This is a genomic window from Limnohabitans sp. B9-3 (genome assembly GCF_002778325.1).
GTDB lineage: Bacteria > Pseudomonadota > Gammaproteobacteria > Burkholderiales > Burkholderiaceae_C > Limnohabitans > Limnohabitans kasalickyi.
In genome coordinates this window covers 144647-169742 of the sequence record NZ_NESI01000003.1, presented here as the reverse complement: position 1 = coordinate 169742, position 25096 = coordinate 144647, and the positions used below count along the sequence as shown (strand labels likewise).

Annotated in this window: 30 protein-coding genes and 1 tRNA gene; 18 read left to right on the top strand and 13 right to left on the bottom strand. The window is 55.5% G+C overall.

Translation table 11 applies throughout. The features are described 5' to 3' along the window. Window positions 1-556 precede the first annotated feature (556 nt). Window positions 557-748, top strand: coding sequence for a hypothetical protein (locus B9Z42_RS06145; RefSeq protein WP_100132473.1), 192 nt, complete (start codon window positions 557-559; stop codon window positions 746-748). A gap of 15 nt (window positions 749-763) precedes the next feature. On the opposite strand, the gene B9Z42_RS06140 is transcribed toward B9Z42_RS06145, so the two are convergent. Continuing rightward, the gene (locus B9Z42_RS06140; protein ID WP_158235914.1) at window positions 764-1063 is read right to left on the bottom strand and encodes a DUF1330 domain-containing protein; all 300 of its coding nucleotides are present in this window, start codon (window positions 1061-1063) and stop codon (window positions 764-766) included. A 92-nt stretch (window positions 1064-1155) separates the two neighbouring features. Here B9Z42_RS06140 and B9Z42_RS06135 point away from each other — a divergent pair, with 92 nt between their 5' ends. Then, entirely contained in the window at window positions 1156-2091 is a 936-nt protein-coding gene (locus B9Z42_RS06135) for a DMT family transporter (protein WP_199171994.1), read from the top strand. An 8-nt stretch (window positions 2092-2099) separates the two neighbouring features. Here B9Z42_RS06135 and B9Z42_RS06130 read toward each other — a convergent pair whose 3' ends face one another. Then, window positions 2100-2963: a metal-dependent hydrolase gene (locus tag B9Z42_RS06130; protein ID WP_100132472.1), complete on the bottom strand. Its 864-nt coding sequence runs from the start codon at window positions 2961-2963 to the stop codon at window positions 2100-2102. A 163-nt stretch (window positions 2964-3126) separates the two neighbouring features. Next, window positions 3127-4134 carry a heat-inducible transcriptional repressor HrcA gene (hrcA, locus tag B9Z42_RS06125; RefSeq protein ID WP_100132471.1) on the bottom strand — a complete coding sequence of 336 codons (1008 nt, stop codon included), beginning with the start codon at window positions 4132-4134 and terminating at the stop codon, window positions 3127-3129. A gap of 32 nt (window positions 4135-4166) precedes the next feature. Between hrcA and B9Z42_RS06120 the strand changes: the two genes are divergently transcribed. Genes B9Z42_RS06120 through rapZ form a run of 3 tightly spaced genes read left to right on the top strand, consistent with a single transcriptional unit; the run spans window position 4167 to window position 7608 of the window. Further along, window positions 4167-5063, top strand: coding sequence for an NAD kinase (locus B9Z42_RS06120; protein ID WP_100132470.1), 897 nt, complete (start codon window positions 4167-4169; stop codon window positions 5061-5063). Then, window positions 5060-6736: a DNA repair protein RecN gene (gene recN, locus B9Z42_RS06115; protein ID WP_100132469.1), complete on the top strand. Its 1677-nt coding sequence runs from the start codon at window positions 5060-5062 to the stop codon at window positions 6734-6736. The genes B9Z42_RS06120 and recN overlap by 4 nt, the downstream gene beginning before the upstream one ends. Then, complete coding sequence (gene rapZ / locus B9Z42_RS06110) at window positions 6733-7608, top strand: RNase adapter RapZ (protein WP_100132468.1); 876 nt, start codon at window positions 6733-6735, stop codon at window positions 7606-7608. Before recN ends, rapZ begins: the two co-directional genes overlap by 4 nt. Here rapZ and mutY read toward each other — a convergent pair. Both mutY and mutM read right to left on the bottom strand, forming a co-directional pair. Continuing rightward, window positions 7598-8698, bottom strand: a complete 1101-nt coding sequence (gene mutY / locus B9Z42_RS06105) for an A/G-specific adenine glycosylase (RefSeq protein ID WP_100132467.1) — start codon at window positions 8696-8698, stop codon at window positions 7598-7600. The genes rapZ and mutY overlap by 11 nt on opposite strands. Continuing rightward, window positions 8683-9498 carry a bifunctional DNA-formamidopyrimidine glycosylase/DNA-(apurinic or apyrimidinic site) lyase gene (mutM, locus tag B9Z42_RS06100; RefSeq protein ID WP_100132466.1) on the bottom strand — a complete coding sequence of 272 codons (816 nt, stop codon included), beginning with the start codon at window positions 9496-9498 and terminating at the stop codon, window positions 8683-8685. Before mutM ends, mutY begins: the two co-directional genes overlap by 16 nt. A 39-nt stretch (window positions 9499-9537) precedes the next feature. Between mutM and B9Z42_RS06095 the strand changes: the two genes are divergently transcribed. The 8 genes from B9Z42_RS06095 to B9Z42_RS06060 all read left to right on the top strand — a co-directional run bounded on the left by B9Z42_RS06095 (window position 9538) and on the right by B9Z42_RS06060 (window position 15670). After that, the gene (locus B9Z42_RS06095; RefSeq protein WP_100132465.1) at window positions 9538-11181 is read left to right on the top strand and encodes a tetratricopeptide repeat protein; all 1644 of its coding nucleotides are present in this window, start codon (window positions 9538-9540) and stop codon (window positions 11179-11181) included. A 24-nt stretch (window positions 11182-11205) separates the two neighbouring features. After that, window positions 11206-11712 carry a lipoprotein insertase outer membrane protein LolB gene (locus B9Z42_RS06090; RefSeq protein WP_233203550.1) on the top strand — a complete coding sequence of 169 codons (507 nt, stop codon included), beginning with the start codon at window positions 11206-11208 and terminating at the stop codon, window positions 11710-11712. 13 nt (window positions 11713-11725) lie between these two features. Next, a complete protein-coding gene (gene ispE / locus B9Z42_RS06085) occupies window positions 11726-12565 on the top strand; it encodes a 4-(cytidine 5'-diphospho)-2-C-methyl-D-erythritol kinase (RefSeq protein ID WP_100132463.1) in 840 nt (279 codons plus the stop codon). Window positions 12566-12603: 38 nt separating this feature from the next. Beyond that, a tRNA-Gln gene (locus tag B9Z42_RS06080) sits at window positions 12604-12680 on the top strand. Window positions 12681-12747: 67 nt separating this feature from the next. Next, entirely contained in the window at window positions 12748-13722 is a 975-nt protein-coding gene (locus B9Z42_RS06075) for a ribose-phosphate pyrophosphokinase (protein WP_100132462.1), read from the top strand. Between the two features lie 99 nt (window positions 13723-13821). Continuing rightward, window positions 13822-14442 (top strand): 50S ribosomal protein L25/general stress protein Ctc, encoded by a 621-nt coding sequence (locus B9Z42_RS06070; protein ID WP_100132461.1) that lies wholly within the window; start codon window positions 13822-13824, stop codon window positions 14440-14442. 102 nt (window positions 14443-14544) lie between these two features. After that, window positions 14545-15228: an aminoacyl-tRNA hydrolase gene (gene pth / locus B9Z42_RS06065; protein ID WP_100132460.1), complete on the top strand. Its 684-nt coding sequence runs from the start codon at window positions 14545-14547 to the stop codon at window positions 15226-15228. A gap of 7 nt (window positions 15229-15235) precedes the next feature. After that, complete coding sequence (locus B9Z42_RS06060) at window positions 15236-15670, top strand: hypothetical protein (RefSeq protein WP_143474044.1); 435 nt, start codon at window positions 15236-15238, stop codon at window positions 15668-15670. A 20-nt stretch (window positions 15671-15690) separates the two neighbouring features. On the opposite strand, the gene B9Z42_RS06055 is transcribed toward B9Z42_RS06060, so the two are convergent. From B9Z42_RS06055 to rsmD, 4 genes are all read right to left on the bottom strand, one after another. Then, complete coding sequence (locus B9Z42_RS06055) at window positions 15691-15945, bottom strand: YfhL family 4Fe-4S dicluster ferredoxin (RefSeq protein WP_100132458.1); 255 nt, start codon at window positions 15943-15945, stop codon at window positions 15691-15693. Between the two features lie 75 nt (window positions 15946-16020). After that, the gene (locus B9Z42_RS06050) at window positions 16021-16719 is read right to left on the bottom strand and encodes a histidine phosphatase family protein (RefSeq protein ID WP_100132457.1); all 699 of its coding nucleotides are present in this window, start codon (window positions 16717-16719) and stop codon (window positions 16021-16023) included. A gap of 7 nt (window positions 16720-16726) precedes the next feature. Beyond that, window positions 16727-17227, bottom strand: a complete 501-nt coding sequence (gene coaD / locus B9Z42_RS06045) for a pantetheine-phosphate adenylyltransferase (RefSeq protein ID WP_100132456.1) — start codon at window positions 17225-17227, stop codon at window positions 16727-16729. Window positions 17228-17259: 32 nt separating this feature from the next. After that, window positions 17260-17862, bottom strand: coding sequence for a 16S rRNA (guanine(966)-N(2))-methyltransferase RsmD (gene rsmD, locus B9Z42_RS06040; RefSeq protein WP_100132765.1), 603 nt, complete (start codon window positions 17860-17862; stop codon window positions 17260-17262). Window positions 17863-17901: 39 nt separating this feature from the next. Here rsmD and ftsY point away from each other — a divergent pair, with 39 nt between their 5' ends. After that, entirely contained in the window at window positions 17902-18951 is a 1050-nt protein-coding gene (gene ftsY / locus B9Z42_RS06035; protein ID WP_100132455.1) for a signal recognition particle-docking protein FtsY, read from the top strand. A 29-nt stretch (window positions 18952-18980) separates the two neighbouring features. Next, window positions 18981-19454: a DUF962 domain-containing protein gene (locus tag B9Z42_RS06030; RefSeq protein WP_100132454.1), complete on the top strand. Its 474-nt coding sequence runs from the start codon at window positions 18981-18983 to the stop codon at window positions 19452-19454. 78 nt (window positions 19455-19532) lie between these two features. On the opposite strand, the gene B9Z42_RS06025 is transcribed toward B9Z42_RS06030, so the two are convergent. Beyond that, window positions 19533-19862: a polymer-forming cytoskeletal protein gene (locus B9Z42_RS06025; protein ID WP_100132453.1), complete on the bottom strand. Its 330-nt coding sequence runs from the start codon at window positions 19860-19862 to the stop codon at window positions 19533-19535. Between the two features lie 216 nt (window positions 19863-20078). Between B9Z42_RS06025 and B9Z42_RS06020 the strand changes: the two genes are divergently transcribed. Then, a complete protein-coding gene (locus B9Z42_RS06020; protein ID WP_100132452.1) occupies window positions 20079-20573 on the top strand; it encodes an Rrf2 family transcriptional regulator in 495 nt (164 codons plus the stop codon). Window positions 20574-20582: 9 nt separating this feature from the next. On the opposite strand, the gene B9Z42_RS06015 is transcribed toward B9Z42_RS06020, so the two are convergent. Further along, a complete protein-coding gene (locus B9Z42_RS06015; protein WP_100132451.1) occupies window positions 20583-21350 on the bottom strand; it encodes a 2OG-Fe dioxygenase family protein in 768 nt (255 codons plus the stop codon). Between the two features lie 45 nt (window positions 21351-21395). On the opposite strand from B9Z42_RS06015, the gene B9Z42_RS06010 reads away from it, so the two are divergent. Then, the gene (locus tag B9Z42_RS06010; RefSeq protein ID WP_100132450.1) at window positions 21396-22499 is read left to right on the top strand and encodes a stealth family protein; all 1104 of its coding nucleotides are present in this window, start codon (window positions 21396-21398) and stop codon (window positions 22497-22499) included. Window positions 22500-22578: 79 nt separating this feature from the next. Further along, window positions 22579-23514: an RNA polymerase sigma factor RpoH gene (gene rpoH / locus B9Z42_RS06005; protein WP_100132449.1), complete on the top strand. Its 936-nt coding sequence runs from the start codon at window positions 22579-22581 to the stop codon at window positions 23512-23514. Window positions 23515-23601: 87 nt separating this feature from the next. Here rpoH and B9Z42_RS06000 read toward each other — a convergent pair whose 3' ends face one another. After that, the gene (locus tag B9Z42_RS06000; RefSeq protein ID WP_100132448.1) at window positions 23602-24204 is read right to left on the bottom strand and encodes an SCO family protein; all 603 of its coding nucleotides are present in this window, start codon (window positions 24202-24204) and stop codon (window positions 23602-23604) included. Beyond that, entirely contained in the window at window positions 24204-25091 is an 888-nt protein-coding gene (gene cyoE, locus B9Z42_RS05995) for a heme o synthase (protein WP_100132447.1), read from the bottom strand. Before cyoE ends, B9Z42_RS06000 begins: the two co-directional genes overlap by 1 nt. Between the last annotated feature and the right edge of the window lie 5 nt (window positions 25092-25096).

Here is a 25096-nt window from a genome sequence, read left to right as displayed (position 1 = left end):
TCTACACGTTCAAAGTGCTTTCGCACTAAGCTTCGCTCGGCATTGCCGTATGTGTTGCCACACTTAGGTTTCACCGAATTTGACACCATCCCTTACGCAGTTTCCACGCGCAAGGCACATTTGAAAAATATGAGTCCTCTGCTCTAACCAACTGAGCTAACGCCCCATAAAACTGATTGTACTTGCTCGTTTTTTAGGCGTGTAAAACGGTCAAAAGTGTGTAGTTGGTGTGTAGTGTTTGATACACCCCAAAATATCACGTAAGTTGTTGATTTATATAGACAATTTACGATTGTTAGAACCTTAATAATAGATTATGAGTCCTCTGCTCTAACCAACTGAGCTAACGCCCCAAATACGCTATCGATTGTAGTGTCAGCCCTGTGATTCAAGCCTTGAGATCAATCGGCGCCAGATGCGGCTTCATTGTCAGTCTTATAATTTTGTTAATTAGACAAAGTTATGACTTATGAAAATCTCTACAACAACTAGCTACTTACTCAGCGCATGTTTGGTCATCACGCTTTCAGGGTGCGCTAGCCAAGGGTCATCCAGCATGCCGATCAATCACGGCAACTATGTGCCTCATGTCAATCTGACAGGTGAAGCGCTGAAAGCCTATCACGCCGATGTGGCAGTCTGTCAGCAGCAAATCTTGCAGCAATACGGCGACAAGTACACCAACAACAACGCCATCATCGATGTGCGTCACTGCTTGATCAAAAAAGGCTACGTCTTACTCAGCTGAGGATTGAGGTGTGCGTCAATTCGGCGCATACCCATCAACCAAGACCAAGGCACCTGTTGAATTTTGAAGACGGTGCGGCAAGATGGCCTGATAGGCGGGGCCGTCATACCAAGCTTGCGCCGCATCGCGACTGGGAAACTCAATCACCACATTTCTGTCGCCCAAACTCTGGCCTTCAACCTGAGTGGCATGCCCTCCGCGGACCACATAACGCCCACCGGCGTCTGCAATAGTTTGCGGGACTTTTGAGGCATACAACCCGTAACCCTCGGGGTTGGTGACAGAAATTTGCCCGATCAAATAAGCTTTAACCATATCGACTCCTTGAAAGTGTGTTGCGTCCACAGTGCGCATGGCGAACTTTACGCGACTGTGTCGGCAACGACCTCGGTCGTATCATCGCGCGCATGAAACTTTCCCCACGATCAGCCGGCCTACTCTGCGCCGTGGTGACGGTGCTGATTTGGACATCCTTCATCGTCATCGCCCGCGCCTCCGCTTCTCACAACTTGTTACCGCTGGACATCGCGTTTTTGCGCACCTTGGGCGCTGGCAGCGTGCTGCTGCCTTGGGGGTGGTGGTTACTGCGCAAGCAGCGTGCAGCGGGCGAAAAAGTGGGGTCACTGGGTGGACTGTCCCCCCTGCCCCTGCGCGTTACGGCGATAGCGGGCCTCTTTGGCAGCATGCTCTACGGCATGTTGGCTTACTCAGGATTTTTTTTCGCGCCAGCCGCGCACGCCTCCGTGCTCATGCCCGGTAGCTTGCCTTTGTGGACGTCGCTGTTGGCCATTGTGTTGCTGCATGAGCGCATTTCTCGCACGCGCGCCATTGGCTTGACCTGCATTGTCTTGGGCGACCTGCTGGTGGGGGGTGCCAGTTTGCTCCAAGCGTTTGAGGGTGGCGAGGTGTGGAAGGGCGACTTGCTGTTCATGACTGCTGGGTTTTGCTGGTCGTTTTACAGCGTGACGGTGCGCCGTTACGCGTTAGACCCCGTTCGCGCCACCATCGCCATCACGGCGTTTTCGTGCGTCACCTTTGTGCCGATTTATGCGTTGGCAGTTTCAAGCGGCTTGATCGCCAGCCACTTGGACACAGCGCCAGTGTCTGAGATGTTGTTCCAAGCGATTTACCAAGGGGTGGGCTCGGTGGTGATTTCAGGCATCACCTTCAATGTGATGATTCGCTATTACGGCCCCGTGCGCTCCACCATGATCACCGCCCTCGTGCCCGGCCTCTCAGCCTTGGGCGCGGTGGCGGTGCTGGGTGAGCCTATGCACCTGAACTTGCTCGCAGGTCTCGCGCTGGTGACCTGCGGCATTTTGTTCGGGGTGCGTAAGTCTTAAACCACGGCTCAGAACTCGATGGTTTGACCTTCAGTCATGGGCACCACCTTGATGGGGCTGCCTTTCATGGCGTCTTGGAACTCAGCCAAGGTGCCTTTGGTCAAAGGGTTAGAGTTGTAGTGCATAGGCATGACCATCTTGGGCTGAATCCAGTTGCGAGCGGCGTAGGCTGCATCTTCTGGGTCCATGGTGAAGTTGCCGCCAATGGGCATCAAGACCAAATCAGGCTTGTAGCGTTCGCTGATGAACTTCATGTCACCAAACAAACCGGTATCGCCCATGTGCCAAATCTTGAAGCCGTTTTCTAGCTCAATGATGTAACCCACGGCTTCACCGGCGGGGTGCGACTCGTTTTTACCAGTGGCCGGGTTGTTCCATACGATCAGCGATGAATGCTCTGCCGCAACCGCTGTGACCTTGATGCCGGGTAATGGCTTCACATGGCCTGTTTTGTTGAAGCGGTGGCCCAAGTTAGCAGGCAACACGCCCAAGGTGATTAAGGGTGTGACCATGTCAGCGGGGCCGTACAACACGGTGTTGTTGAGCTTGGCCAAGGCTGGGGCGTCGCCCAAGTGGTCAACGTGGGCGTGCGTCACCAGCAGCAAGTCGATCTTGCCGAGGGCAGCGAAATCTGTTTTGTAAGGTGCGGGGGCTTTGGGGCCACCAGTGAGCCAAGGGTCGATCACGATGATCTTGCCACCGGGTGTTTTGATGCGGTAACCGGCTTGACCCAACCACAGCATTTCAGTTTTGCCATTGGCGGCGGGGGCGACAGGCGCCGTTTGGGCCTGGGCCTGGAGGTGTCCGCCACACAGGGCCACGGCCGTGAGCGCCACGGCGCAGTTCAGTTTGAGCCAAGCAACTAATTTCATCAGATTTCCTTTAGGTTTAAAAAATCACACCCGCCTATGGTTAGGCAAAAAACAGGCGGTGAAAAGAGGGTTTGCCACATCACCTGCCCAAGCAGGTCAAACGAGCGACACCCGAGAAACGCACGATCAACTTAGGCATGAAGCGAGCGTTAACTAAAAAATATTATTTGTGACTCAACGCGTTGCTGACCAGCTTGGACGTGATGTCCACGATGTGAATCATGCGGTCATAAGCCATACGGGTGGGGCCAATCACGCCCAAAGTGCCCACCACTTGACCATCCACCTCGTAGGGGGCGCTGACCACCGACAACTCTTCCATCGGCACGATTTTGCTTTCCCCACCGATGTAAATGCGAACGCCCTCTGCTTGCGCTGAAATGTCCAACAAGCGCACCAGCTGCGCTTTTTGCTCAAACAAATCAAAGGCACGGCGCAGATTGCCCATGTCGCTAGAAAAGTCACTGACCGACAGCAAGTTGCGTTCACCGCTGATCACCACGTCGTCTTGCTCTTGCGCCAAAGCCTCGGTGCTGACCTGCACAGCCGCTTGCATCAAGGTCGCAATTTCGCTGCGCAAAGACTCGACCTCGGCCAACAATTTCTCGCGCACCTGCTCAATCGCCATGCCTGCGAAATGATGGTTCAAGTAGTTGGACGCTTCGATGAGCTGGGACGCCGTGTAGTCCGCCTCGGTGAAGATCACGCGGTTTTGCACGTCGCCTTCGGGCGACACGATGATCACCAACAAGCGCCGATCAGAAAGCCGCAAAAACTCGATATGACGGAACACCGAACTGCGGCGCGGGGCAATCACCACGCCCACAAATTGCGATAGATCGGACAACAAGTGCGCCGCATTGGCGATCACCTTTTGCGGCTGGTCGGGTGCCAAGCTAGGCGCATGCAAGTGCCCGCGGTCGGCGGTGAGCATGGTGTCAACAAACAAGCGGTAACCACGCGCCGTCGGGATACGCCCCGCCGACGTGTGCGGGCTGACGATCAGGCCTAGCGCCTCCAAATCAGACATCACATTGCGCACGGTGGCCGGCGACAACTCAATCCCTGTGGCGCGAGAAAGCGTGCGCGAGCCGACGGGCTGTCCGTCGGCGATGTAGCGCTCGACCAGCGCTTTGAGCAACAACTTGGCGCGTTCGTCTAAATGGGTCATCTGTTGTCAAATTTTAGTGATGTAATTTGCCCATGAAATCAAAGTTTCGTCACATTGCCTTATTGGGTAAATACCAACTCCCGACCGCGGGTGGCACCAAGCCGTCGTCGCGCTTGATTCTGGAGACGGTGGCGCAGTTTTTACACACCCAAGGCTGTGAAGTCATTTTGGAGCACGACACCGCCGCCAACACCGGCTTGGCCGGCTACCCCGTGATGGATGTGAAGGGCATTGGCAAAAGTTGTGATCTGGCGTTGGTGGTCGGCGGCGACGGCACCATGCTGGGCTACGGCCGACAACTGGCGCAATACAACGTGCCCTTGATTGGCATCAACCAAGGTCGCTTGGGTTTCATCACCGACATTCCGCTGGAAGATTTTCAAACCACCCTCAAAGCCATGATCCACGGCGACTACGAGGAAGACAAGCGCGCCATGATGCACGCCAAAGTGTGGCGCGACGGCCACTGCGTGTTTGACGCACTGGCCATGAACGATGTGGTGGTCAACCGGGGTGCCACCTCGGGCATGGTGGAGATGCGCGTCGAAGTCGATGGGCATTTCGTGGCCAATCAGCGCGCAGACGGCTTGATCATCGCCACGCCCACGGGCTCTACCGCCTACGCTTTGTCCGCAGGCGGGCCCTTGTTGCATCCTTCCTTGCCCGCGTGGGTGATGGTGCCGATCGCGCCGCATACCTTGTCGAACCGCCCCATCGTGCTGCCCGACACAGGCGAGGTGGTGATCCATTTGGTGGCGGGCCGTGACGCCAGCGCCAACTTTGACATGCAGTCGCTGGCCTCGTTGCTGCTGGGCGACCGCATCACGGTGACGCGATCCAAGCACCATGCGCGGTTTTTGCACCCACGTGGCTGGAATTACTTTGACACCTTGCGTAAAAAACTCCACTGGAACGAGGGCGTGGCATGAGTTTGCAACACATCGTCTTGCGTGATTTTGTGATCGTGCGTGAGCTCGATCTGAACTTGTCTCAGGGCTTTACCGCACTGACAGGCGAAACCGGTGCTGGCAAATCGATCTTGATTGACGCACTGCAGCTCGTCATGGGCGCACGCGCCGATGCCGGTGTGGTGCGCGAAGGGGCAACGCGGACTGAAATTTGCGCGGAATTTGACGCCACCCCCGACCTGCACGCGTGGCTGGAAGATGAAGGCTTTGCCGGTGCGCCAGAGCAAGGCAGCTTGCTGCTCAAACGCACCATCGACACACAAGGCAAAAGCCGCGCGTGGATCAATGGCAGCCCCGCCACTGCCACCCAACTTCGCGCCTTGAGCGACCGCGTGCTCGACATTCATGGCCAACACGCTTGGCAAAGCTTGACTCGCCCCGACGCTGTGCGCGGCTTGCTCGACGCCTACGCGAGCGTGAACCTGCAAGCCTTGAGCACGGCATGGACCACCTGGCGACGCGCCATCCAAACCCTGCAAGAAGCGCGCACCGCGCAGGCCACACTGCAAGATGAGCGTGAGCGTTTGGTGTGGCAAATGGCCGAGGTCGACAAACTCGCGCCAGCCGCAGACGAATGGCCAGAGATCAACAGCCAACACACCCGCCTGTCACACGCGCAAGCCTTGATGGATGCGGCACAAAGCGCCATTGCGGCCCTAGAAGACGACGACCAAGGCGCCTTGCGTTTGCTCAGTAAAGCCCAAGACGCCTTGCAAGACCAAGCCGACGTCGCGCCCGAATTTGCCAATTGGGTGGACGTGCTGGCCTCTAGCTTGGCGCAAGCCGGTGATGTGGCGCACTCGCTGCACGCCTACCTCAGCCACACCGAACTCGACCCTGAACGCTTGCAAGCCTTGGACGATCGCATGTCGCTGTGGATGTCGCTGGCCCGCCGCTTCAAGCGCACACCCCAAGAATTGCCCGCGCTGTACCAAGAATGGAAAGCGCGCCTCTCCCACCTCGACGCGGCCACCGACTTGGCCGCGCTCGAAGCCTCAGAGGCCAAAGCCGCTGCGGCCTACCAATCGCAAGCGCGACTGATTTCGAAAGCGCGCACCCAAGCGGCCCCCAAACTCGCCACTGCCATCAGCCAAGCCATGCAAGGTTTGGGCATGCAGGGCGGCCGCTTTGAGGTGCAACTTGAGCCCACCGAGCAAGCCACGGCCTGTGGTTTGGAGAGCGTCAACTTCTTGGTGGCAGGCCACCCCGGTAGCACACCTCGCCCCGTGGGCAAAGTAGCTTCAGGCGGTGAACTGTCGCGCATTGCCCTGGCGATCGCCGTCACTACCAGCCAACTCGGCACCGCCCAAACCTTGATCTTTGACGAAGTCGATTCCGGCGTGGGCGGCGCCGTGGCCGAAACCGTGGGCCGCTTGATGCAGCAACTGGGGCGTGATCGCCAAGTCATGGCCGTCACCCACCTGCCGCAAGTCGCGGCCTGTGCCGATCACCACTGGGTGGTGTCCAAACACAGCGATGCACAAGGCACGGCCAGCCAAGTCACTGCGCTGAACCACGCAGATCGCGTGGGCGAAATTGCCCGCATGTTGGGTGGCGAGAAAGTGTCTGACACCACCTTGGCCCATGCCCGCGAAATGCTCAACCACACTGCGCCTTTGAAAAGCAACGCATGAAACAAGAATTGGTCCTGATCACCGGCATGTCGGGCTCCGGCAAATCGGTCGCCCTGCACGCTTTGGAAGACGCCGGCTACTACTGCGTCGACAATTTACCCCCTGAATTGCTGTTGCCTTTTGTGCAACTTGAGCAGCAACACAGCGCCAGCAAAATTGCCATTGCGATGGACGTGCGCAGCGCCCAATCGCTGCCGCTGGTGCCCGCACAACTGGCGCATCTGCGTGCTTTGGACGTCAATGTGCGCTTGCTGTTCTTGGATGCCACGACAGAAATTTTGGTGCACCGTTTTTCGGAAACACGCCGTCGCCACCCCTTGTCGCGCAAAGACGACGAGCCTGTGCGTGATCAGCAACGCGATTTGGTGGAGGCAATTGAGCTAGAGCGGGAGTTGCTGGCAGAGTTGCGCGAAGAGTCGCACATCATCGACACCAGCTTGCTGCGCAGCACCAAACTTCAAAGCTACATCAAATCGCTGATTTCAGCGCCCGCCACGCAGCTCACGTTGATGTTTGAGTCGTTTGCATTCAAGCGCGGTATTCCCGTGCATGCCGACTATGTGTTTGATGTGCGCATGCTGCCCAACCCGCACTACGAAGCTGCGCTGCGACCACTGACCGGTCGAGATGCGCCGGTGGCTGAGTGGCTGGCGACACAGGCCTCCGTAGAAAAAATGGCCGAACAAATTAGCCATTTTCTGGACACGTGGCTGCCCGACTTGAACCACGACCATCGCAGCTACGTGACCGTGGCGATTGGTTGCACGGGCGGGCAACACCGATCAGTCTATTTGGTGGAATTGCTAAGCCAACGCTTCGCCAAAAGCTGGATCACGCTCAAGCGCCACCGTGAGTTGGACATCAACCCGTAAGCAGTTTGCGCACGGGTGCGGGCAGGCCCAAAGCGGGCCAATCGTTGGCGGCAAACCAAGCAGCGTTGTCCACTGGTGCCAGTGGCTCATTTGCTGCCACGCTCGCATGGCTTGTACTTGCCTGCAGCGGCAGCGCTTCGGCTAGCACCAAGCGAACGGCATGCAAATGCAAATCTTTGTGCGTCAGCACATGCTTGAACACAGGACCATCGACCAGCTGCGACCGGTGTGAAACGGGCACCGCCGCTTGCAACGCATCAAAGCTGTCAAACACGGGCAGGCAATACAAGCCCGCCCACACCCCCGTTTGCGGCCGCTGCACCAGCCAAACATCGCTCTGCGAGGTCTGCGCATACAACAGCCAGAGTTGCTCTGAACTGCGCTTGAGTTTGCGAGTTTTGACGGGGTAAAACTCGGGCTTGCCTTCCTGAGCAGCCACGCACTGGGCCTGAACGGGGCAGCGGTCACATTGCGGTTTTTTAGGCGTGCACACCGTCGCGCCTAAATCCATCACGCCTTGGGTGTAACGCGGCATGGCGTGAGCCACATCCGTTTGAGGCAACATGGATTGAGCGATTTGCCACAAGGCTTTTTCGTGGCGCGAGGACGCCAAGTCTTCTTTGAACCCCAAAAATCGCGTCAGCACGCGCTTGACGTTGCCATCCAAAATCGCAATGGGCTCGCTGAAACACAGCGAGGCCACAGCTGCGGCGGTGGATCGACCGATGCCTGGCAGCGTTTGCAGCGCTTCTGAGCTACGTGGAAAAACGCCGCCATGCAAGGCCACCACATCTTGGGCGGCGCGGTGCATATTGCGTGCGCGGCTGTAGTAGCCCAAGCCGCTCCACAAACCCAACACCTCGTCTTGATGCGCGGCAGCCAAATCGGCGACCTTGGGAAAGCGGGCCATAAAACGCGCAAAGTAGTCACGCACCGTCACCACTTGCGTTTGCTGAAGCATGATTTCAGACAGCCACACGGCGTAAGGGTCTTGGGTGTTTTGCCAAGGCAAGTCGTGGCGGCCGTGTTGTAACTGCCAAGCCACCACCGCCTCGGCAAAGGTTTGGGCTGGCTTCAAGGCTTTTGACATACAGGACAAAAATAGGTGGAGCGCTGACCTTGCTGAATGCGACGAATGGCATTGCCGCACACACGACAAGGGGCTCCTGCTCGGTCATACACATGGGCTTCCAATTGAAAGTAACCCTGCTGGCCATCGGCGTTGGAAAAGTCGCGCAAGGTGCTGCCGCCTTTTTGCACGGCACGCGCCAGCACGTCGATGATGGCCAAGCGGAGTTTTTCGGCCCGAGGTCGACTGACACGTTCAGCACGAACTGTGGGACGAATCCCCGACAAAAACAAAGCTTCAGACGCGTAAATATTGCCCACACCCACCACCAACTCACCGCCCAGCAGCACTTGTTTGATGGCTGTTTTGCGTTTTTTCAAACCCGCATGAAAGGCATCGAGACCGAAATCACCGTTCAAAGGCTCGACGCCCAAATGCCCCAGCAGCTTGACCGCTTCGGGGCTGTGCTCATCGTCGGCATACACCACTGCACCGAATCGGCGTGGATCGTTCAGGCGCAGCAGGCCTTGGCTGGTGTCTAAATCGAAATGGTCGTGCGCTTGGGGCGGGCTTCGGTCATCGCTGAAACGCAAACTGCCCGACATACCCAAATGCCACAGCAGCAGACCTTGGTCCAAATCGACCAACAAATATTTGCCGCGACGGCGCACGCCCAGCACCACACGCCCGCGCAAAGACTGCGGACCGCAGCCTAAAGCCCAACGTAGCGGTTTGCCAACGCGAACGCCCGTGATGCGGGCACCGGCAATGCGATCCGCAAAGCTCAAACGGGTAACTTCAACCTCAGGTAATTCGGGCATGGACAGACTCAAAAAAACTGCCGCGATTATGATGTGCTTATGAAATTCACCTTGTCTGCAGCCCGCCTTTGGGCTTTGCGTGTCACTCTGTGTGCCAGTGCTTGTGCCGTGTTGACCACCACCGGCCAGGCACAAACCACAACCGAGGTTGAAAAAGTCAACAACTCAGCCCTGTCTGGTGAAATGTTGTACCAAATCTTGCTGGGTGAGCTGAATCTGCGACAAGGCGAACCCGCCGCTGGCTTTGCACTGCTGCTAGACGCTGCACGCAAGACCCAAGATGTGCAGCTGTATGCACGCGCGGTGGATGTGGCGTTGAAAGCCCGCTCGGGGGACGGCGCCCTCATGGCGGCGCGGGGTTGGACGCAAACTGCGCCCCAAGACCGAAAGGCCAATGGTCACTTGCTGCAAATTTTGATCGCACTCAACCAAGTGACGGACAGTTTGGTACCGCTCAAAAAAGAATTAAGCCTCGCACCAGAAGCCGAGCGCAGTTTGATGATCAGTCAGATTCCACGGCAATACGCACGCGTCAGTGATAAAAAACAGGCTGCAGACATCGTTCAGCAAGCGCTCGAGCCCTATTTGAAAAACAGTGCCACCGCCAGCGAAGCTTGGACCGCCGTTGGTCGCATGCGCTTGGGAGACAACAACACGGCCGCCGCGCTCGAAGCGGCCCGCCAAGGCATTGCGGCAAACAACAAGGCCGTGAGCCCAGCGCTGTTGGCACTGGAGCTGATGGGCCGCCAAATCAAAGAAGCAGAGCCTTTGGTCACGCAATCTTTGCGTCGCCAGGACACGCCTGAGTTGGCCATGAGTTACGTGCGCGTCTTGATTGAGTTGCAGCGCTACGACAACGCCAATGAACAGCTGCAAGCCATCACGCGGAACTTTCCCCAGCATGCAGACGCATGGTTGGTTTTAGGTTCGCTGCAATTTGAGCAAGGCCAAGACCTGTTGGCCGAGTCATCGTTGGCCCGTTATGTGTCGCTGTCGGCTAACAGCGATAACGAAAATACCGCCCGCGGTCTGGCACAAGCGCAAACGCGTCGCGCCACCTTGCTGGCACGCCAAGGCAAGATCAATGAAGCTCGCCAATTGTTGGCCCAACTGCCATCGCGCAATGCGGACGAACAGCGCGCCCGACTGCTGGCAGAGGTGCAGTTGCTGCGTGAAAACCGCCAATGGCAACCCGCTTACGAGTTGCTGGCCAACGCCAGTGCCGATGACGTCGATTTGATGTACGAACAAGCCATGCTGGCAGAAAAGCTAAACCGCCTCGACGACATGGAAAAATTGCTGCGCAACGTCATGCAGCTCGATCCCGCTCACCACAACGCCTACAACGCTTTGGGCTTTTCATTGGCCGATCGCAACTTGCGCTTGGATGAAGCCAAACAACTCATCATCAAAGCACTGACCTTTGCGCCAGACGACCCCTTCATCACAGACAGCTTGGGCTGGGTTGAGTTTCGATTGGGCAACACGTCCGCTGCGTTGACTTATTTAAACAAGGCCTATAAAGACAGGAAAGACCCAGAAATTGCGGCCCATCTGGGCGAAGTGCTTTGGAAACTGGAACGCACCGAAGAAGCACGCAAAGTGTGGCGTGAAGCGCTTGACATCGCGCCCAACAATGAGACTTTGCAAGAAACATTGCAACGCCTCAAACCATCTCTTTGACCCATGCGTTTGGTTGTTGATGGCATGCGTCAACTTGCATTCATCCTTGTTGCAGCCATGTTCTTACTTGCTGGCTGTGCCTCCCCTAATTGGCCCGGCCTGCAAGACAACACAGCTTTGGGCGAGCGCCAAGTTAACACCACTGAATGGCAAGGCCGCCTAAGCCTACGTATTCAAAGTGAACCTGCGACGTCCATGAGTGCTGGCTTTTTGCTGCGCGGAGAAGCAAGCCATGGGCGCTTGGATTTCTATTCACCCTTAGGCACCACTTTGGCGTCACTGCGGTGGGCTCCCCACGATGTGCAGTTGCAACAAGGTGGCCAATTGCAGCGTTTTAACTCCTTGGACGAATTGACCGAACAAGCGACGGGAGCAACACTTCCCGTGAGTGCCTTGTTTGACTGGCTAAATGGCGTTCCTAGCCTCTCGCCCGGATGGCAAGCAGACTTGTCGCAATTGCCACAAGGCTTGCTCCTCGCACAGCGTGTCTCGCCAACACCTGCCGTGCAACTCCGTATCAAACTCGACTAAGCCCTCACCCACCATGCGCGCGCTGACCCATGTCTTGGCCCCTGCCAAATTGAATTTGTTTTTGCACATCACGGGCCAACGCTCTGATGGGTATCACTTGCTGCAATCGGTGTTCATGCTGATCGACTGGTGCGACACGCTGCACTTTGATGTGCGAGATAACGGGCACATTAGCCGTGAAGACTTAACCACGCCCCTTCCCGCAGATGACTTGGTTGTTCGCGCAGCCAAAGCCTTGCAAACGGCGAGCGGCTCGTCTTTGGGTGCGCATATTGCGATCGAAAAAACCATTCCTGCACAAGCAGGTATGGGCGGCGGGTCCTCTGATGCAGCCAGCACCTTGCTTGCACTGAACCGACTTTGGAAGCTGAATTGGCCGCTCTCAAAGCTGATGCCGATTGGTTTGCGCTTAGGCGCTGATGTGCCTTTCTTTTTGCAAGGCCACAACGCTTGGGTAGAAGGCATTGGCGAAAAAATCACGCCAATCGATTTGCCACCCAGTCGATTTGTGGTCGTTAAACCCAATGCAGGACTGAACACCGAAAGAATTTTTCGCGATCCGAATTTGAAAAGGGACTCTGAAGCTGCTATACTGCCGGTCTTCGCTGTTCATCCTTTCGACTTCGGTAGAAACGATTTGCAGCCAGTCGCTCAAGCGCTGTGTCCCGAAATTGACGAAGCTATTCAATGGCTCACATTTTTCGGATTAAGTCCACGCATGACCGGTTCTGGCAGTGCAGTTTTTGCGCAAATGTCCAGTGATGTGTTGATAGAATCAGCACCCCACAATTGGCAAATGCGGGTGTGCAGCAACATGATGGTTCATCCCTTGGCTGGGTGGGTCGTCAGATAAAGTTAACGGTTGTCAGCTGCAAAGCTGTTGACCTGTGTAGGGGAGTCGCCAAGTTGGTTAAGGCACTGGATTTTGATTCCAGCATGCGAAGGTTCGAGTCCTTCTTCCCCTGCCAAAATTTATGTTTGTACTCGACGGCTTGTTGGCGTCATTGGTCCTGAAGCGAAAGTCACTCCGTCATCATGTCCACACATACCCCAGACTTCATGATTTTTACCGGCAATGCCAATCCTGCGATGGCTGCCGAAATCGCCACGCATCTTGGCATTGAAGTGGGTGCGGCCCACGTTGGGCGCTTCTCAGACGGGGAAGTAACCGTCGAAATCAACCAAAACGTCCGTGCCCGTGACGTGTTTGTGGTCCAGAGCACTTGCGCGCCTACCAACGAAAGCTTGATGGAACTGCTGATCATGGTTGATGCTTTGAAGCGCGCCTCAGCAGAGCGTATCAGTGCCGTGATTCCTTATTTCGGCTACGCCCGTCAAGACCGCCGTCCTCGCTCAAGCCGTGTCCCCATCTCTGCCAAACTGGTGGCTGATTTGTTGCAAACTGCTGGTGTTGCACGCGTCCTGACCATGGATCTGCACGCTGACCAAATTCAAGGTTTCTTCGACATCCCCGTTGACAACATTTATGCCTCCCCTGTGTTGTTGGGTGATTTGCGACAAAAAAATTACGACGATTTGATTGTTGTGTCCCCTGACGTGGGCGGCGTGGTGCGTGCGCGTGCCTTGGCCAAACAACTTGGTTGTGATTTGGCCATCATCGACAAGCGTCGCCCTAAAGCGAACGTGTCTGAAGTGATGAACGTGATTGGCGACATTGAAGGCCGTAACTGCGTCATCATGGACGACATGATCGACACAGCCGGCACCTTGGTCAAAGCGGCTGAAGTTTTGAAAGCACGTGGCGCCAAGAAGGTTTACGCCTACTGCACCCATCCGATTTTTTCAGGCCCTGCCATCGAACGTATCGCACAAGGTGATGCCCTCGATGAGGTCGTGGTGACCAACACCATCCCCCTCAACGATGCCGGTAAAGCTTGCAAAAAAATTCGCCAACTCACTGTTGCACCGCTGATTGCAGAAACAATCCAGCGCATTGCCAAAGGTGAGTCGGTCATGAGCTTGTTCTCCGACCAAGATCAACTGTTCTAACAGTTCGTTGCGTCGCTGAACATTACTTGGGCTGCCTCGGCAGCCTTTTTTTGAAACGAGAGCCACACTGGTCGCGGTGGGTTCCTACAGGAGTTAATTATGAAATTTGTCGCTTTTGAGCGCGCTAAGCAGGGAACGGGTGCGAGCCGCCGTCTGCGTATCACAGGTCGTACACCAGGCATTGTCTATGGTGGCGCTAATGAAGCTTCGTTGATCGAACTCGATCACAACGCTTTGTGGCATGCCCTGAAAAAAGAAGCCTTCCACGCTTCTGTATTGCAGATGGAAATCGACGGCAAGAGCACTGAAGTGTTGTTGCGCGACGTGCAATACCACCCCTTCAAACAATTGGTTTTGCACATCGACTTCCAACGCATCGATGCCAACACCAAGATGAAGAAAAAAGTGCCTTTGCACTACTCCGGTGAAGAGAACTCGCCAGCGGTCAAAGTTGACCAATGCTTGATCAACCACATCGCCACTGAATTGGAAATCTCTTGCATGCCAAAAGATTTGCCAGAGTTCATCGCTGTGGACTTGAGCAACTTGACCAAAGGTCACTCCCTGCACGCCAAAGACATCACCCTGCCCGCAGGCGTGACCGTTGTGGCTCCAGGTAGCTCCAACCCCGTGTTGGTGGCTGTGGTTGCCACAAAGGCTGAGGCACCTACACCTCAAGAAGCCGCCGCTGCTGCTGGCGACAACAAAAAGAAGAAGTAATCTTTTTCTGAGCGTTTGCTTTGAACGGCCCACTTCGGTGGGCCGTTTTGTTTGTGAGCGCTTGGATGAGGCACGCCCCATTCCCTCACAGATAATTTGCGCATGATCAAGCTGCTTGTTGGCCTTGGAAATCCAGGCCCAGACTATGAATCCACCCGCCACAACGCTGGCTTTTGGTGGATAGACACGATTGCCCGCGACCTCAAAGTCCAGCTGCAACCTGACCGTGCCTACCATGGCTTGGTGGCACGAACCAGCGTCCAAGGGCAAAACGTGTGGTTACTCGAGCCACAAACCTTCATGAACTTGTCTGGTAAATCTGTGGCAGCTTTGGCTAGGTTCTTCAAAATTCAGCCCGATGAGATCTTGGTGGTTCACGATGAGCTGGACATCCCACCTGGAGAAGCCAAACTCAAACTCGGCGGCAGCCATGCCGGACACAATGGCCTGCGCGACATCCATGCCCAACTTGGCACTGACCAATACTGGCGACTGCGGATCGGCATTGGTCATCCTGGAAATAAATCTGAAGTGGCCAATTGGGTGCTGAAAAAACCAGCGCCAGACCAACGCAGCGCTATCGAAGACTGCGTGTCGCGCACGAGTTTGGCTTTGCCCCATTTGCTCTCAGGCGATATGGTCAAGGCCACACAATTGATTCACACGGCGAAGCCACCTCGGCCCAAACCCCCTAGGCCGGCTAGCCTCTCCGCCAAAGAGGAGTCTCGCCATGCACCAACGCCCCCTCCCGAGCCAGACGACAGCCAAAAGCCTGCGTCTCATTAAACGCAAGATGGCCCTTTTCTCTTGGGCCACCCTCTTGATGGTGCCAGTTACCACCGCGCAAACGGTGTACCGCTGTGGCGACCAATACAGTGCAAACCCGTCTTGTAACGGTGCGACTGTTGCCTCTGTCGAAGATGCCCGCAACGCACGCCAAACCCAAGCACAAAACACACAAACCTCCCGCGCACAGCAAGAAGCAGATGCTTTAGAAAAGCATCGACTCAAGTCAGAACAGCTGGGCAAACCTCATACGGCAACGCCACTCCCGTTCAGCCGTGATGCTCTCTTTAGCAGCACCGTCGACAGCAGCCACCTGAGTTCACCCACGCATGACAAGCATCAAAAACTGTCCAGTCCGTATTTCACAGCCAAGGACAACACGCCCAAGCCGCTCAAACCCAAGGCCGAAAAAAATGGCGCTAGCCCAAAAGCTGCGCCATAAGCGGTCCCAACCTGGGTTGATCAAGTGCTTTGTTGCTGCAGCAGCCTAAATTTGGCCATCAAGGCATCACGTCCTTCCAAGCGCTGCGGGTTCACAGGAATACAAGCCACAGGACAGACTTGCACGCATTGGGGTTCGTCAAAATGCCCAACGCACTCGGTACATTTGTCAGGGTTGATCTCGTAAATGTCAGGACCTAAGAAAATTGCCTCATTGGGGCACTCGGGCTCACACACATCACAGTTGATGCATTCGTCGGTGATCATCAAGGCCATAAAAAATCCGCAAAATTCAAAGGTAGAAAAGGATTATCCCCGCCCACGACACCCGCACAGACCGTACGGTCGCTTTCAAGGTTTGGCTTCGACTTGCGATGCGTGAGGAGCGGTTTGACGGTAGTGCGGTTGCGGGGGCATATCGGCCAAGTGCGCCGTATCTGCCCAATCTAAGATATGCAGCGAGGCATCGCGCCACGCCACCTGATTCAAGCCGGCATTGGGAATGTCACACGCCCGCGGACCATGCAGAGACATGGCTCGGGCATGACGCCAAATCATGTCAAGCACGCCGCCATGGGTGACCACCACCAAGCGCTCGCCTGCATGCTGCTTCGCCAGTTGTGCCATCGCAGCGATCACGCGGTCATGAAACACTTGCGTGCTCTCAGCCCCCTCAACGGCGTAATGCGCATCAAACTTCAACCAACGCTGCCACGCATCAGGGTGCTGAGTCTGAATATCCGCCGCACGCAGGCCCTCAAACACGCCAAAGCATTGCTCGCGCAACCCCGTCTCGGTCACACACGGTTGACCCAAAGCTTGGGCCACCGCTTGGGCAGTTTGCTGCGCACGCACCAAGTCGCTGCTGATCAAACGCGTAGGCACACGACCCTCCACCTGCCAAGCCGCCAAGGCATCCTCAAAACGGCGTTGCAAGCGCTGCGCTTGCAACAAACCCATGTCATTGAGCGGCACATCAATTTGGCCTTGGAAGCGCAGTTCGCGGTTCCAATCCGTTTCGCCGTGGCGAATGAGCAAAAACTCGGTCATGCGGGCATCAAGTTGCAGCGGCTTTTTTGGCCATCAAGCGCTGATAAACGCCGGGCGACACCAGATTACGGCCATCGCCCTCGCCGCCCAGCATTGAAATTTCTCGAACAAAGGTGCTGGAAATGAACTGGTATTCCGCGCTCGGGGTGAGAAACACGGTTTCTACATCTGGCATGAGCTGGCGGTTCATGCCCGCGAGTTGGAATTCGTAATCAAAGTCTGTCACGGCACGCACACCACGGACCATGACTTTGGCGTGATGCAAGCGAGCAAAGTCGCGCACCAAGCCTGTGAACGGTGCGACTTCAATTTGTGGGTGTGCCGCCATGGCCTCACGCGCCATGTCCATGCGCTCATCAAGGGTGAACAAGGTTTTCTTATGGTGGGCCGTGGCCACCGCCAAGATCACCTTGTCAAACATGGCAGCAGCGCGCAACAAAATATCTTCATGCCCCAAACTGATGGGGTCAAAAGTGCCAGGGTAGATGGCGATCACGGGCTTGGACATGGGTGCTCCTGTCAATCTAAAACGGTAAAAATTTAGGCAACGCGACGCAATAAGTGCGCATGAACCGCACCGGCCTTCAAATGGCGATGCTGCATCAACCCAAAGGGTGCCAATGCCTCGTCGGTCCACACAGCAGGAGCTTCTAGATACACCCACCCCTCGGATTTGACGGCCTTGGCAGCTGCCTGCAATGCCGGTTCAAACAAAGGGCTGTCAAACGGTGGGTCTAAAAAAACCACATCTACGCTGGAAGGCATGAGTTGTTTGAGGCATGCCACGCCATCGGTACGCTGCACATGCACGGTCGTGGCTTTCAAGCGCGCCACCTGTTTGTTCAATTGCTCAACCAAGGCCGGGTCAACCTCGCACAGCAACACATGCGCTGCATCGCGTGAGGCGGCTTCTAGGCCCAAGGCACCAGTGCCTGCGAACGGATCGACACAGCGCCAGCCCAACAAGGACTGGCCCAGCCAGTTGAACAAGGTTTCGCGCACACGGTCAGGCGTGGGTCGCAAACCTGGCTTTAAGGCCACAGGCAGCTTGGTGCGTCGCCATTGACCACCAATGATGCGGACTTCGCCAGCGCCTTTGTGCGGTTTGGTAGGTTTGGCTGGTTTTTGGGGAGTAGGTGTCATGGGTTTCATAGAATGGCTTGATTCTAGAAACCTCCGCACATGTTTAGCTTTTTCAAGAAAAAAATCTCACCCCCTACCGACTCGCCACAAGCCGTCGCCGCACCCGACGCAACCGCTTTGCGTGTGGTTCCCAGCCATGTGATCACAGAACCTGCTGAGCGCCCTCGCCAAAGTTGGCTCAAGCGCTTGGGCGCAGGCCTGCGTCGTACCGGCCAAAGCATCAGCACGGTGTTCACGGGCACCCAAATTGACGAGGTGCTCTATGAAGAGCTAGAGACTGCCCTGCTCATGGCCGACACAGGCGTGCAAGCCACCGAATACTTGCTCAAAGATTTGAAACAACGCGTCAAAGACACACACACCACCGAGCCCTCGGCGGTCAAGGCCTTGCTGGCGGCAGGTATTGCGCAGCTACTCAAACCTCTTGAAAAACAGCTCGTGATCGGTTCGCACAAGCCCACCGTGATCATGGTGGCGGGCGTGAACGGCGCGGGCAAAACCACATCGATTGGCAAACTAACACGCCACCTCAGCGACAGCGGTGCCTCCGTGTTGTTGGCTGCAGCCGACACCTTTCGAGCCGCCGCCAAAGAGCAGCTCGCGATTTGGGCCAACCGCAACACGGTAGAAATCGTGAGCCAAGAAGGTGGCGACCCCGCCGCCGTCAGTTTTGATGCCGTCACCGCCGGACGTGCGCGCGGCAAAGACGTGGTGCTGGTCGACACCGCAGGCCGCTTGCCCACCCAACTCCACCTCATGGAAGAGTTGAAAAAAATCAAACGCGTGGTGCAAAAAGCCGAAGCCAGTGCACCCCACGAAGTTCTGCTTGTGATTGACGGCAACACCGGTCAAAACGCCTTGGCGCAAGTCAAAGCCTTTGACGACACCTTGGGTCTTACCGGACTGGTCGTCACCAAACTCGACGGCACGGCCAAAGGCGGCGTGCTGGCCGCCATTGCGCTGTGGGGCCAAACGCGCGCCGCTGCGGGTGGGTCAGTCGTACCGGTCTATTTCATTGGCGTCGGTGAGTCTGTGGAAGACTTAGAAACCTTCAATGCCCAAGAGTTTGCCGAGGCCCTGCTCGGATAAATCTCTGTTCAACATCAAGGAGCTCAGACATGAATGTGAATGATCCCAGCCAAGACCAGCCGTCCATCAATACCCCTGAGAAGCGCATCGACGCCTTGATTGCCCATTACGCACTGAGTCACCAAAACGTGACCAATGAAGCCCTGCATTGTGTCTGTGTGCCACTCATCATGTACAGCTTGGTGGGCTTGATTCACACGCTGCATCCCTTGGCCGCCTTGGCATTTCTTGCCGCCAGCATGGTGTATTACCTGCGCTTGTCTCAACGTGCCGCTGTGTTGATGCTGATCTGGAGTTCAGTGCTGTGGATGGCCATCGCTTCTTTGCACTCACAGCAATTACTCACCTACACCACCGTCTTTGTCTTGGCATGGATCGGGCAATTCATCGGCCACAAACTGGAAGGTAAAAAACCTTCGTTTCTGGAAGACCTGCAATACCTTTGGACTGGCCCTTTGTTTGTGGCGCAAGTGCTGCTGCGCCGTTTGGGTTGGCATTGGTAAGACCACCCCGCGTGCCCAGAATGCAAAAAAGCCCGCTGTTGCAGCTGCAACAGCGGGCTTTGTCATTCAAGGCATGACTTATTTTTGAGTCATATTGCCGCGGAATTGCCCGCCGCGCTGGATTTCCAACTCGCGGTATTCCAAGGTACCCGACACTTTGCCGGTGCTGTGAATCAACAAATGCTCTTTGCAAATGATGTCTTCGTTCAGCTCGCCATGCACATCAATCTCGCGGGCGCGCACGGTGCCAGTCACTTGGCCTTTGTTGCCGATCAACAAGTCGTCTGCGATGAGTTCGCCGGTCACATTGCCATTGATCACCGCCTTGCCAGGCGCAGTGATGGAACCCTTGAATGTGACGCCTTCGCCAATCACGAGGTTGTTGTTGTTTGGGTTGATATCCGCCATGCGTGTCCTTTGAAGTGTGTGGTGATCTTGAATCAAGATGGTTGAATTTTAGAGCCTGAAGCGCAAGTTCAGCGCATCCATATTGGCGCTAAAAAAGTAAGCTCTACACTGATTGCGTAGATTTTGAATAGGTTAAGTTGAAATATAGAGCTAAAACCTAGACAAAAAAACACTTAAAACACATAATGCTACTCAACGTATCCAAAGGTAAGCCCCATGATCTCTAACAAAACAGATTTCGCATTAAAAACCGTTTTGGCCATCGCCAGCCAGCCTGCGGGCCGTCCTTTGACCACCAAAGCTATGTCAGAGCGGCTCAACTTGTCGGTGTCGTATTTAGAAAGCATTTTGAAGTCCCTCAAAGCGCATGGCTTGATCCGATCGGGCAAAGGCCCAGGCGGCGGCTACCAAATGGATGCGGACCCTTCATTTGTCACGGTATGGGACATCGCCAAAATTTTTGAAACACCTTTGCCGACTCACCCAGAGCATGCCAATGAAAACACCGTGCTGAGTACCGACTTTGAGTTGGGGCTGCAACAAGTGATTGAACGTCATCTGGCCGCCACCACCTTGGCTGAATTGGTCGATGTGCGCGACTGGGATGCGCCGCCCAGCACGACGACCAATCGCTTCAAATTCAAGCCCTTGCCTGAGATGTTTATCCCTCATGCGCCCAACTCCGTGTTTCAGTTGTCCATGCGCTGCTAAGACGCGTCCTTACGGAGAAACCTCTTTTTGAAACGCGCCAGCCAAGCACGTCAACACCAAGGTATCGCGGTGGCCATTGGGGGCCAGCGGTTGAATGGGTGTGGTTTCATGAATCACCCGAGCGTCGTCTAGCAACAGCAAAGACCAAGGCTCGGTCAACGTGAATCGCTGGCCACCTGATCCATGAGCGTCAAACACGCGGGTCTCGCCGCCTTTGATGCCCGTCCGATTGACCATAAACACCCCCACCAAGTCGACCCCATCCCGGTGCGCTCCTTCAGGCGTGGGGCGACCAATCCCATCGGTGGTGTCAATGCGAAATTGATGCGCTTCAATGCAGCCCCTTGCAGGCTCTGCACCCGCGTGTTTGAACTCACGCAACGCTTTTGCTGTTTGACCAAAGGCACACAACAGCTGCTGCCAAGCGGTCGACCCCACGGTCTGCGCTTGCATCGGCTCAAACCAACGCTGCATGCCGCCATGCAAAGCGTTGTAGTCAAGCGACTGCCAATGCGCACGGTGTGGCACCTGTGACAGCACGTCAGACTCATACGCAAAACATGAATGACGGCGTCGGCGGTAATGGCCGCCGTCTTTCAAATAAAGATCAGGCGGCATGCCTTGCCAGTCAGAACTCAACGCGTTCAATTCAGACAGGTTGCAATGGGCCCAACGCGCCACATCTTGGGGGCCCAACACGGCATACCCTTTTGCTTGCAACTCAGGCAGCATGTGTTCGAGCACAACAACGGGGGGTAGAAAATGAGATTCAGACATAGACCCAATTTACCCCAGGCATGGCCCTCACTTCTAAAATACCGTATGCAAATTTCTTCTCCCATCGACATTGTTTACCTTTGGGTGGACGGCAACGACGACGGATGGCGCGCCAAGCGACTCAATGCCTCCAACCTCATGCGTGCTCAAGGCGATCACGCCATCGCACGCTTTGGCAACGTCGAGGGCCGGTTTCGGGACAACGATGAGCTGCGTTACAGCTTGCGCGCACTGGCGCAATTTTTCCCTGACCATGGCCACGTCTATATCGTGACCGATGGCCAAGTACCGGCATGGCTCAAAACCTCAGATCGACTCACCTTGATCGATCACAGAGATTTGATTCCCGAAAGCGCCTTGCCCACCTTTGACTCAGGCAACATCGAGTCTTACATCCACCGCATTCCCGGGCTGGCGGAGCGTTATTTCTATTTCAACGATGACGTGTTCTTTGGTGCACCCGTTCAAGTCAGTGATTGGTTTTTTGACGGTGGCTTTTACGTCGCTTGGTCGGACGATCCCGAAGTGGTGGGACACACGATGCAAACCGATGCGACCTCGCTCGAAAATGCCAGCCGCTTGTCAAAAGAATGGCTCGAAGCCAAGGCTGACGCACGGTCAAGCGTCTTAGCGCAGCCCCAACTGATACATCAACTCGACGCCACTTATATTCACACAGCGCGCACCTTTGCGCACTCGCCCCGTCCCATGTTGAAATCGATTTTGATGACACTTGAAGACGAAGCAGCTGACTTGTTTGCACGTGTCCGCTCCACTGTTTTTCGCAGTTGGGACAAGCCCACGATCGTGTCCGACTTTGTGCTGCGCTGGGCTTTAGCCCATGGTGTCGCCCAGATCAAGGACCACTCGCATCTTTACGTGGCCACGGGTGACGCACGGCTCAATTCAGAACTCGACCAGCTGAGATCGCAATTTGGCCTCCTCGACTTCTTTTGCATCAACGACACCACCGACGACGCAATGCCCGATGACCCACGTTTAACGCAGGTTCGCCACACCCTCCAGCAATTGCTGCCCACGCCTTCTTCGCACGAACTACATGTTCAGCCATTGGGACAAAGCGATGACCTAGAGACAGCAAGGCGCTTAAGCAACGCCGCCATGAACCGCCGGCACATGAACGGGTAAACCCTAAATTTTTGAGGTTTTAGCACTCTCTCCCCTCAAGTGCTAATATGGGCGTGTTGGTATCCGAAAGGACTACAAAATGACAAATTTGACACATGCTGCTCCCCTCTCCGTCGTGAATCCATGGTCGATGGTGCCCCCGCTGGGCAACATCGATGCGTACATCACGGCGGCGAACCGCTTGCCCATGCTGACGCTGGAGCAAGAACAAGAATTCGCCCGCAAACTGCGTGATAACAACGACCTCGAAGCTGCCGGAAAGCTGGTGCTGTCGCACCTGCGCTTGGTGGTTTCAGTGTCACGCCAATACTTGGGCTACGGCCTGCCCCATGCTGACTTGATCCAAGAAGGCAACGTGGGCTTGATGAAGGCCGTCAAACGCTTTGACCCTGACCAAGGTGTGCGTTTGGTTAGCTACGCCATGCACTGGATCAAGGCTGAAATTCACGAATACATCTTGAAGAACTGGCGCATGGTCAAGGTCGCCACGACCAAAGCCCAGCGCAAGCTCTTTTTCAACTTGCGGTCCATGAAGCAAGGCTTCAAGGCTGACGCGGGCGAAGGCGATGCGTCCACGCACCGCAACACACTGAATGCGGTTGAAATCGATACCGTGGCGCACAAACTCAATGTCAAGCCAGAAGAAGTGGTCGAGATGGAAATGCGCATGTCGGGTGGCGACGTGTTACTCGACCCCTCGCCCAGTGACGACAACGAAGATGCTTACGGTCCCATCGCCTACTTGACCGACACCAACCATGAACCTACCGCCATGATTGCCGCGCATCAACGCGACGTGCTAGCTTCGGACGGCCTGACAGCGGCACTGAACGTGTTGGATGCGCGAAGCCGCCGCATTGTGGAAGAACGCTGGCTCAAGGTTCAAGATAACGGCTCGGGTGGCATGACGCTGCATGATCTGGCCGCCGAATATGGCGTAAGCGCGGAGCGCATCCGCCAAATCGAAGTAGCCGCTATGAAGAAAATGAAGACAGCTTTGGCTGAATACGCTTAAGTCACTGCGTCATACAGAACTTAGCGCAGACATGACAAGGGCCGCAATTGCGGCCCTTTTCTTTGACTTCTCGCCATCAAAGAGCCATCAAGGCTGCGCTTTTAAAAGTACTTGAATGTCTTGCGCCAGAGCAGCTGCACCGCTTCCATAACGGCTGTACAAGCGCAAATTACCCTGCGTGTCGTAAACGTAACTGCCTGCGGAGTGGTCCATGGTGTAGCTCGTGGGCGTTTTGCCTTCCGACCGTTTGTAGTAGACCTTGTAATCTTTGGCGACGACCGCCAACTGCTCAGGCGTCGGAATGAACGCCACAAACGTCGGGTCAAAGTTACCCATGTAGGCGTTGAGCACCTCAGCCGTATCACGGGCAGGGTCTACGGTGATGAAAGCCCCCTGTAACTTGTCACCCTGCGAACCCAACAATCGTTTGACCTCTGCCAATTCAACCATCGAGGTAGGACAGACATCTGGGCATTGGGTGTAACCAAAAAACAGCACCACCACCTTGCCCTTGAAGTCACTCAAGCTTCGCTGCTGACCCAGTTGATCGGCCAAGGTGAAGCCTTTGGCGTAATCGGCACCCGTCACATCAATGGCGTTAAATTTGGGCTTGTCAGGCGTGCAAGCCGTCATGACCAAGCCTAAGAGGGCCAAGGTGCATGCGTGGAAAAAACGTCGTTTTAAGGTCATCACAGGTAATGATCAATTAAAAGTGCGGCAAACAACAAGCTCAAATGAATGAGCGAAAAACGAAAGGTCTTGCGCGCCAAAGCATCCGAGTAATTGCGCCAAAGAGCGAAGGCATAACCGCAAAAACCCAGACTCAAAATAATCGCACTGACCAAATAAAACCAACCACTCATGCGGTAAATAAATGGCATCAAACACGAGGCAAACAGCACAAAGGTATAGAGCAAGATTTGCAAGCGCGTGAATTCATTGCCATGGGTCACTGGCAACATGGGCAAGCCCGATTTGCGGTAATCCTCGACCCGGTACAAAGCCAAGGCCCAAAAGTGTGGTGGCGTCCACAAGAAAATAATGAGAAACAAAATCAGGGCTTCAGGCCCCACGTCGCCTGTCATGGCAGCCCAGCCCAACACAGGCGGCATGGCACCTGAAGCGCCACCGATGACGATGTTTTGTGGGGTCAGGGGCTTCAAGATCACGGTATAAATCACCGCATAGCCCACAAACGTGGCAAACGTCAGCCACATGGTGAGCGGATTGACCAGCTCATACAAAATCCATGAACCTACCAAGCACATGACCGTGGAGAACAGCAGTGTCTCGAAGTCGCTCAACTCGCCCTTGGCGGTAGGACGCCAAGCTGTTCGTTTCATGCGCGAATCGATGCCTTTTTCAACCAAACAATTGAAAGCTGCAGCTGCACCTGAGACGAACCAAATGCCCAAACAGGACCAAGCGCCAAGTTTGACTTCGTCCAAGTTCGGAACACCAGGCACCGCTAGCACCATGCCAATCAAGGCACAAAAAACGATGAGTTGAATCACCCGCGGTTTGGTTAGCGCATTGAACTGACGCAATCGGATGAAAAAAGGAACAGCGAGGCTCATAAAAC

Coding starts and splice junctions, on each gene's coding strand:
- B9Z42_RS06010 (WP_100132450.1), top strand. CDS start 21,396: ATGCAAATTTCTTCTCCCATCGACATTGTTTACCTTTGGGTGGACGGC.
- B9Z42_RS06090 (WP_233203550.1), top strand. CDS start 11,206: ATGCGTCAACTTGCATTCATCCTTGTTGCAGCCATGTTCTTACTTGCT.
- B9Z42_RS06060 (WP_143474044.1), top strand. CDS start 15,236: ATGGCCCTTTTCTCTTGGGCCACCCTCTTGATGGTGCCAGTTACCACC.
- B9Z42_RS06050 (WP_100132457.1), bottom strand. CDS start 16,719: ATGACCGAGTTTTTGCTCATTCGCCACGGCGAAACGGATTGGAACCGC.
- B9Z42_RS06140 (WP_158235914.1), bottom strand. CDS start 1,063: ATGGTTAAAGCTTATTTGATCGGGCAAATTTCTGTCACCAACCCCGAG.
- coaD (WP_100132456.1), bottom strand. CDS start 17,227: ATGTCCAAGCCCGTGATCGCCATCTACCCTGGCACTTTTGACCCCATC.
- rapZ (WP_100132468.1), top strand. CDS start 6,733: ATGAAACAAGAATTGGTCCTGATCACCGGCATGTCGGGCTCCGGCAAA.
- B9Z42_RS06095 (WP_100132465.1), top strand. CDS start 9,538: ATGAAATTCACCTTGTCTGCAGCCCGCCTTTGGGCTTTGCGTGTCACT.
- B9Z42_RS06015 (WP_100132451.1), bottom strand. CDS start 21,350: ATGTCTGAATCTCATTTTCTACCCCCCGTTGTTGTGCTCGAACACATG.
- B9Z42_RS06025 (WP_100132453.1), bottom strand. CDS start 19,862: ATGGCGGATATCAACCCAAACAACAACAACCTCGTGATTGGCGAAGGC.
- rsmD (WP_100132765.1), bottom strand. CDS start 17,862: ATGACACCTACTCCCCAAAAACCAGCCAAACCTACCAAACCGCACAAA.
- B9Z42_RS06120 (WP_100132470.1), top strand. CDS start 4,167: ATGAAATCAAAGTTTCGTCACATTGCCTTATTGGGTAAATACCAACTC.
- mutY (WP_100132467.1), bottom strand. CDS start 8,698: ATGTCAAAAGCCTTGAAGCCAGCCCAAACCTTTGCCGAGGCGGTGGTG.
- B9Z42_RS06075 (WP_100132462.1), top strand. CDS start 12,748: ATGTCCACACATACCCCAGACTTCATGATTTTTACCGGCAATGCCAAT.
- mutM (WP_100132466.1), bottom strand. CDS start 9,498: ATGCCCGAATTACCTGAGGTTGAAGTTACCCGTTTGAGCTTTGCGGAT.
- B9Z42_RS06055 (WP_100132458.1), bottom strand. CDS start 15,945: ATGGCCTTGATGATCACCGACGAATGCATCAACTGTGATGTGTGTGAG.
- B9Z42_RS06030 (WP_100132454.1), top strand. CDS start 18,981: ATGAATGTGAATGATCCCAGCCAAGACCAGCCGTCCATCAATACCCCT.
- pth (WP_100132460.1), top strand. CDS start 14,545: ATGATCAAGCTGCTTGTTGGCCTTGGAAATCCAGGCCCAGACTATGAA.
- B9Z42_RS06070 (WP_100132461.1), top strand. CDS start 13,822: ATGAAATTTGTCGCTTTTGAGCGCGCTAAGCAGGGAACGGGTGCGAGC.
- rpoH (WP_100132449.1), top strand. CDS start 22,579: ATGACAAATTTGACACATGCTGCTCCCCTCTCCGTCGTGAATCCATGG.
- hrcA (WP_100132471.1), bottom strand. CDS start 4,134: ATGACCCATTTAGACGAACGCGCCAAGTTGTTGCTCAAAGCGCTGGTC.
- B9Z42_RS06000 (WP_100132448.1), bottom strand. CDS start 24,204: ATGACCTTAAAACGACGTTTTTTCCACGCATGCACCTTGGCCCTCTTA.
- cyoE (WP_100132447.1), bottom strand. CDS start 25,091: ATGAGCCTCGCTGTTCCTTTTTTCATCCGATTGCGTCAGTTCAATGCG.
- B9Z42_RS06130 (WP_100132472.1), bottom strand. CDS start 2,963: ATGAAATTAGTTGCTTGGCTCAAACTGAACTGCGCCGTGGCGCTCACG.
- B9Z42_RS06135 (WP_199171994.1), top strand. CDS start 1,156: ATGAAACTTTCCCCACGATCAGCCGGCCTACTCTGCGCCGTGGTGACG.
- ftsY (WP_100132455.1), top strand. CDS start 17,902: ATGTTTAGCTTTTTCAAGAAAAAAATCTCACCCCCTACCGACTCGCCA.
- ispE (WP_100132463.1), top strand. CDS start 11,726: ATGCGCGCGCTGACCCATGTCTTGGCCCCTGCCAAATTGAATTTGTTT.
- B9Z42_RS06145 (WP_100132473.1), top strand. CDS start 557: ATGCCGATCAATCACGGCAACTATGTGCCTCATGTCAATCTGACAGGT.
- recN (WP_100132469.1), top strand. CDS start 5,060: ATGAGTTTGCAACACATCGTCTTGCGTGATTTTGTGATCGTGCGTGAG.
- B9Z42_RS06020 (WP_100132452.1), top strand. CDS start 20,079: ATGATCTCTAACAAAACAGATTTCGCATTAAAAACCGTTTTGGCCATC.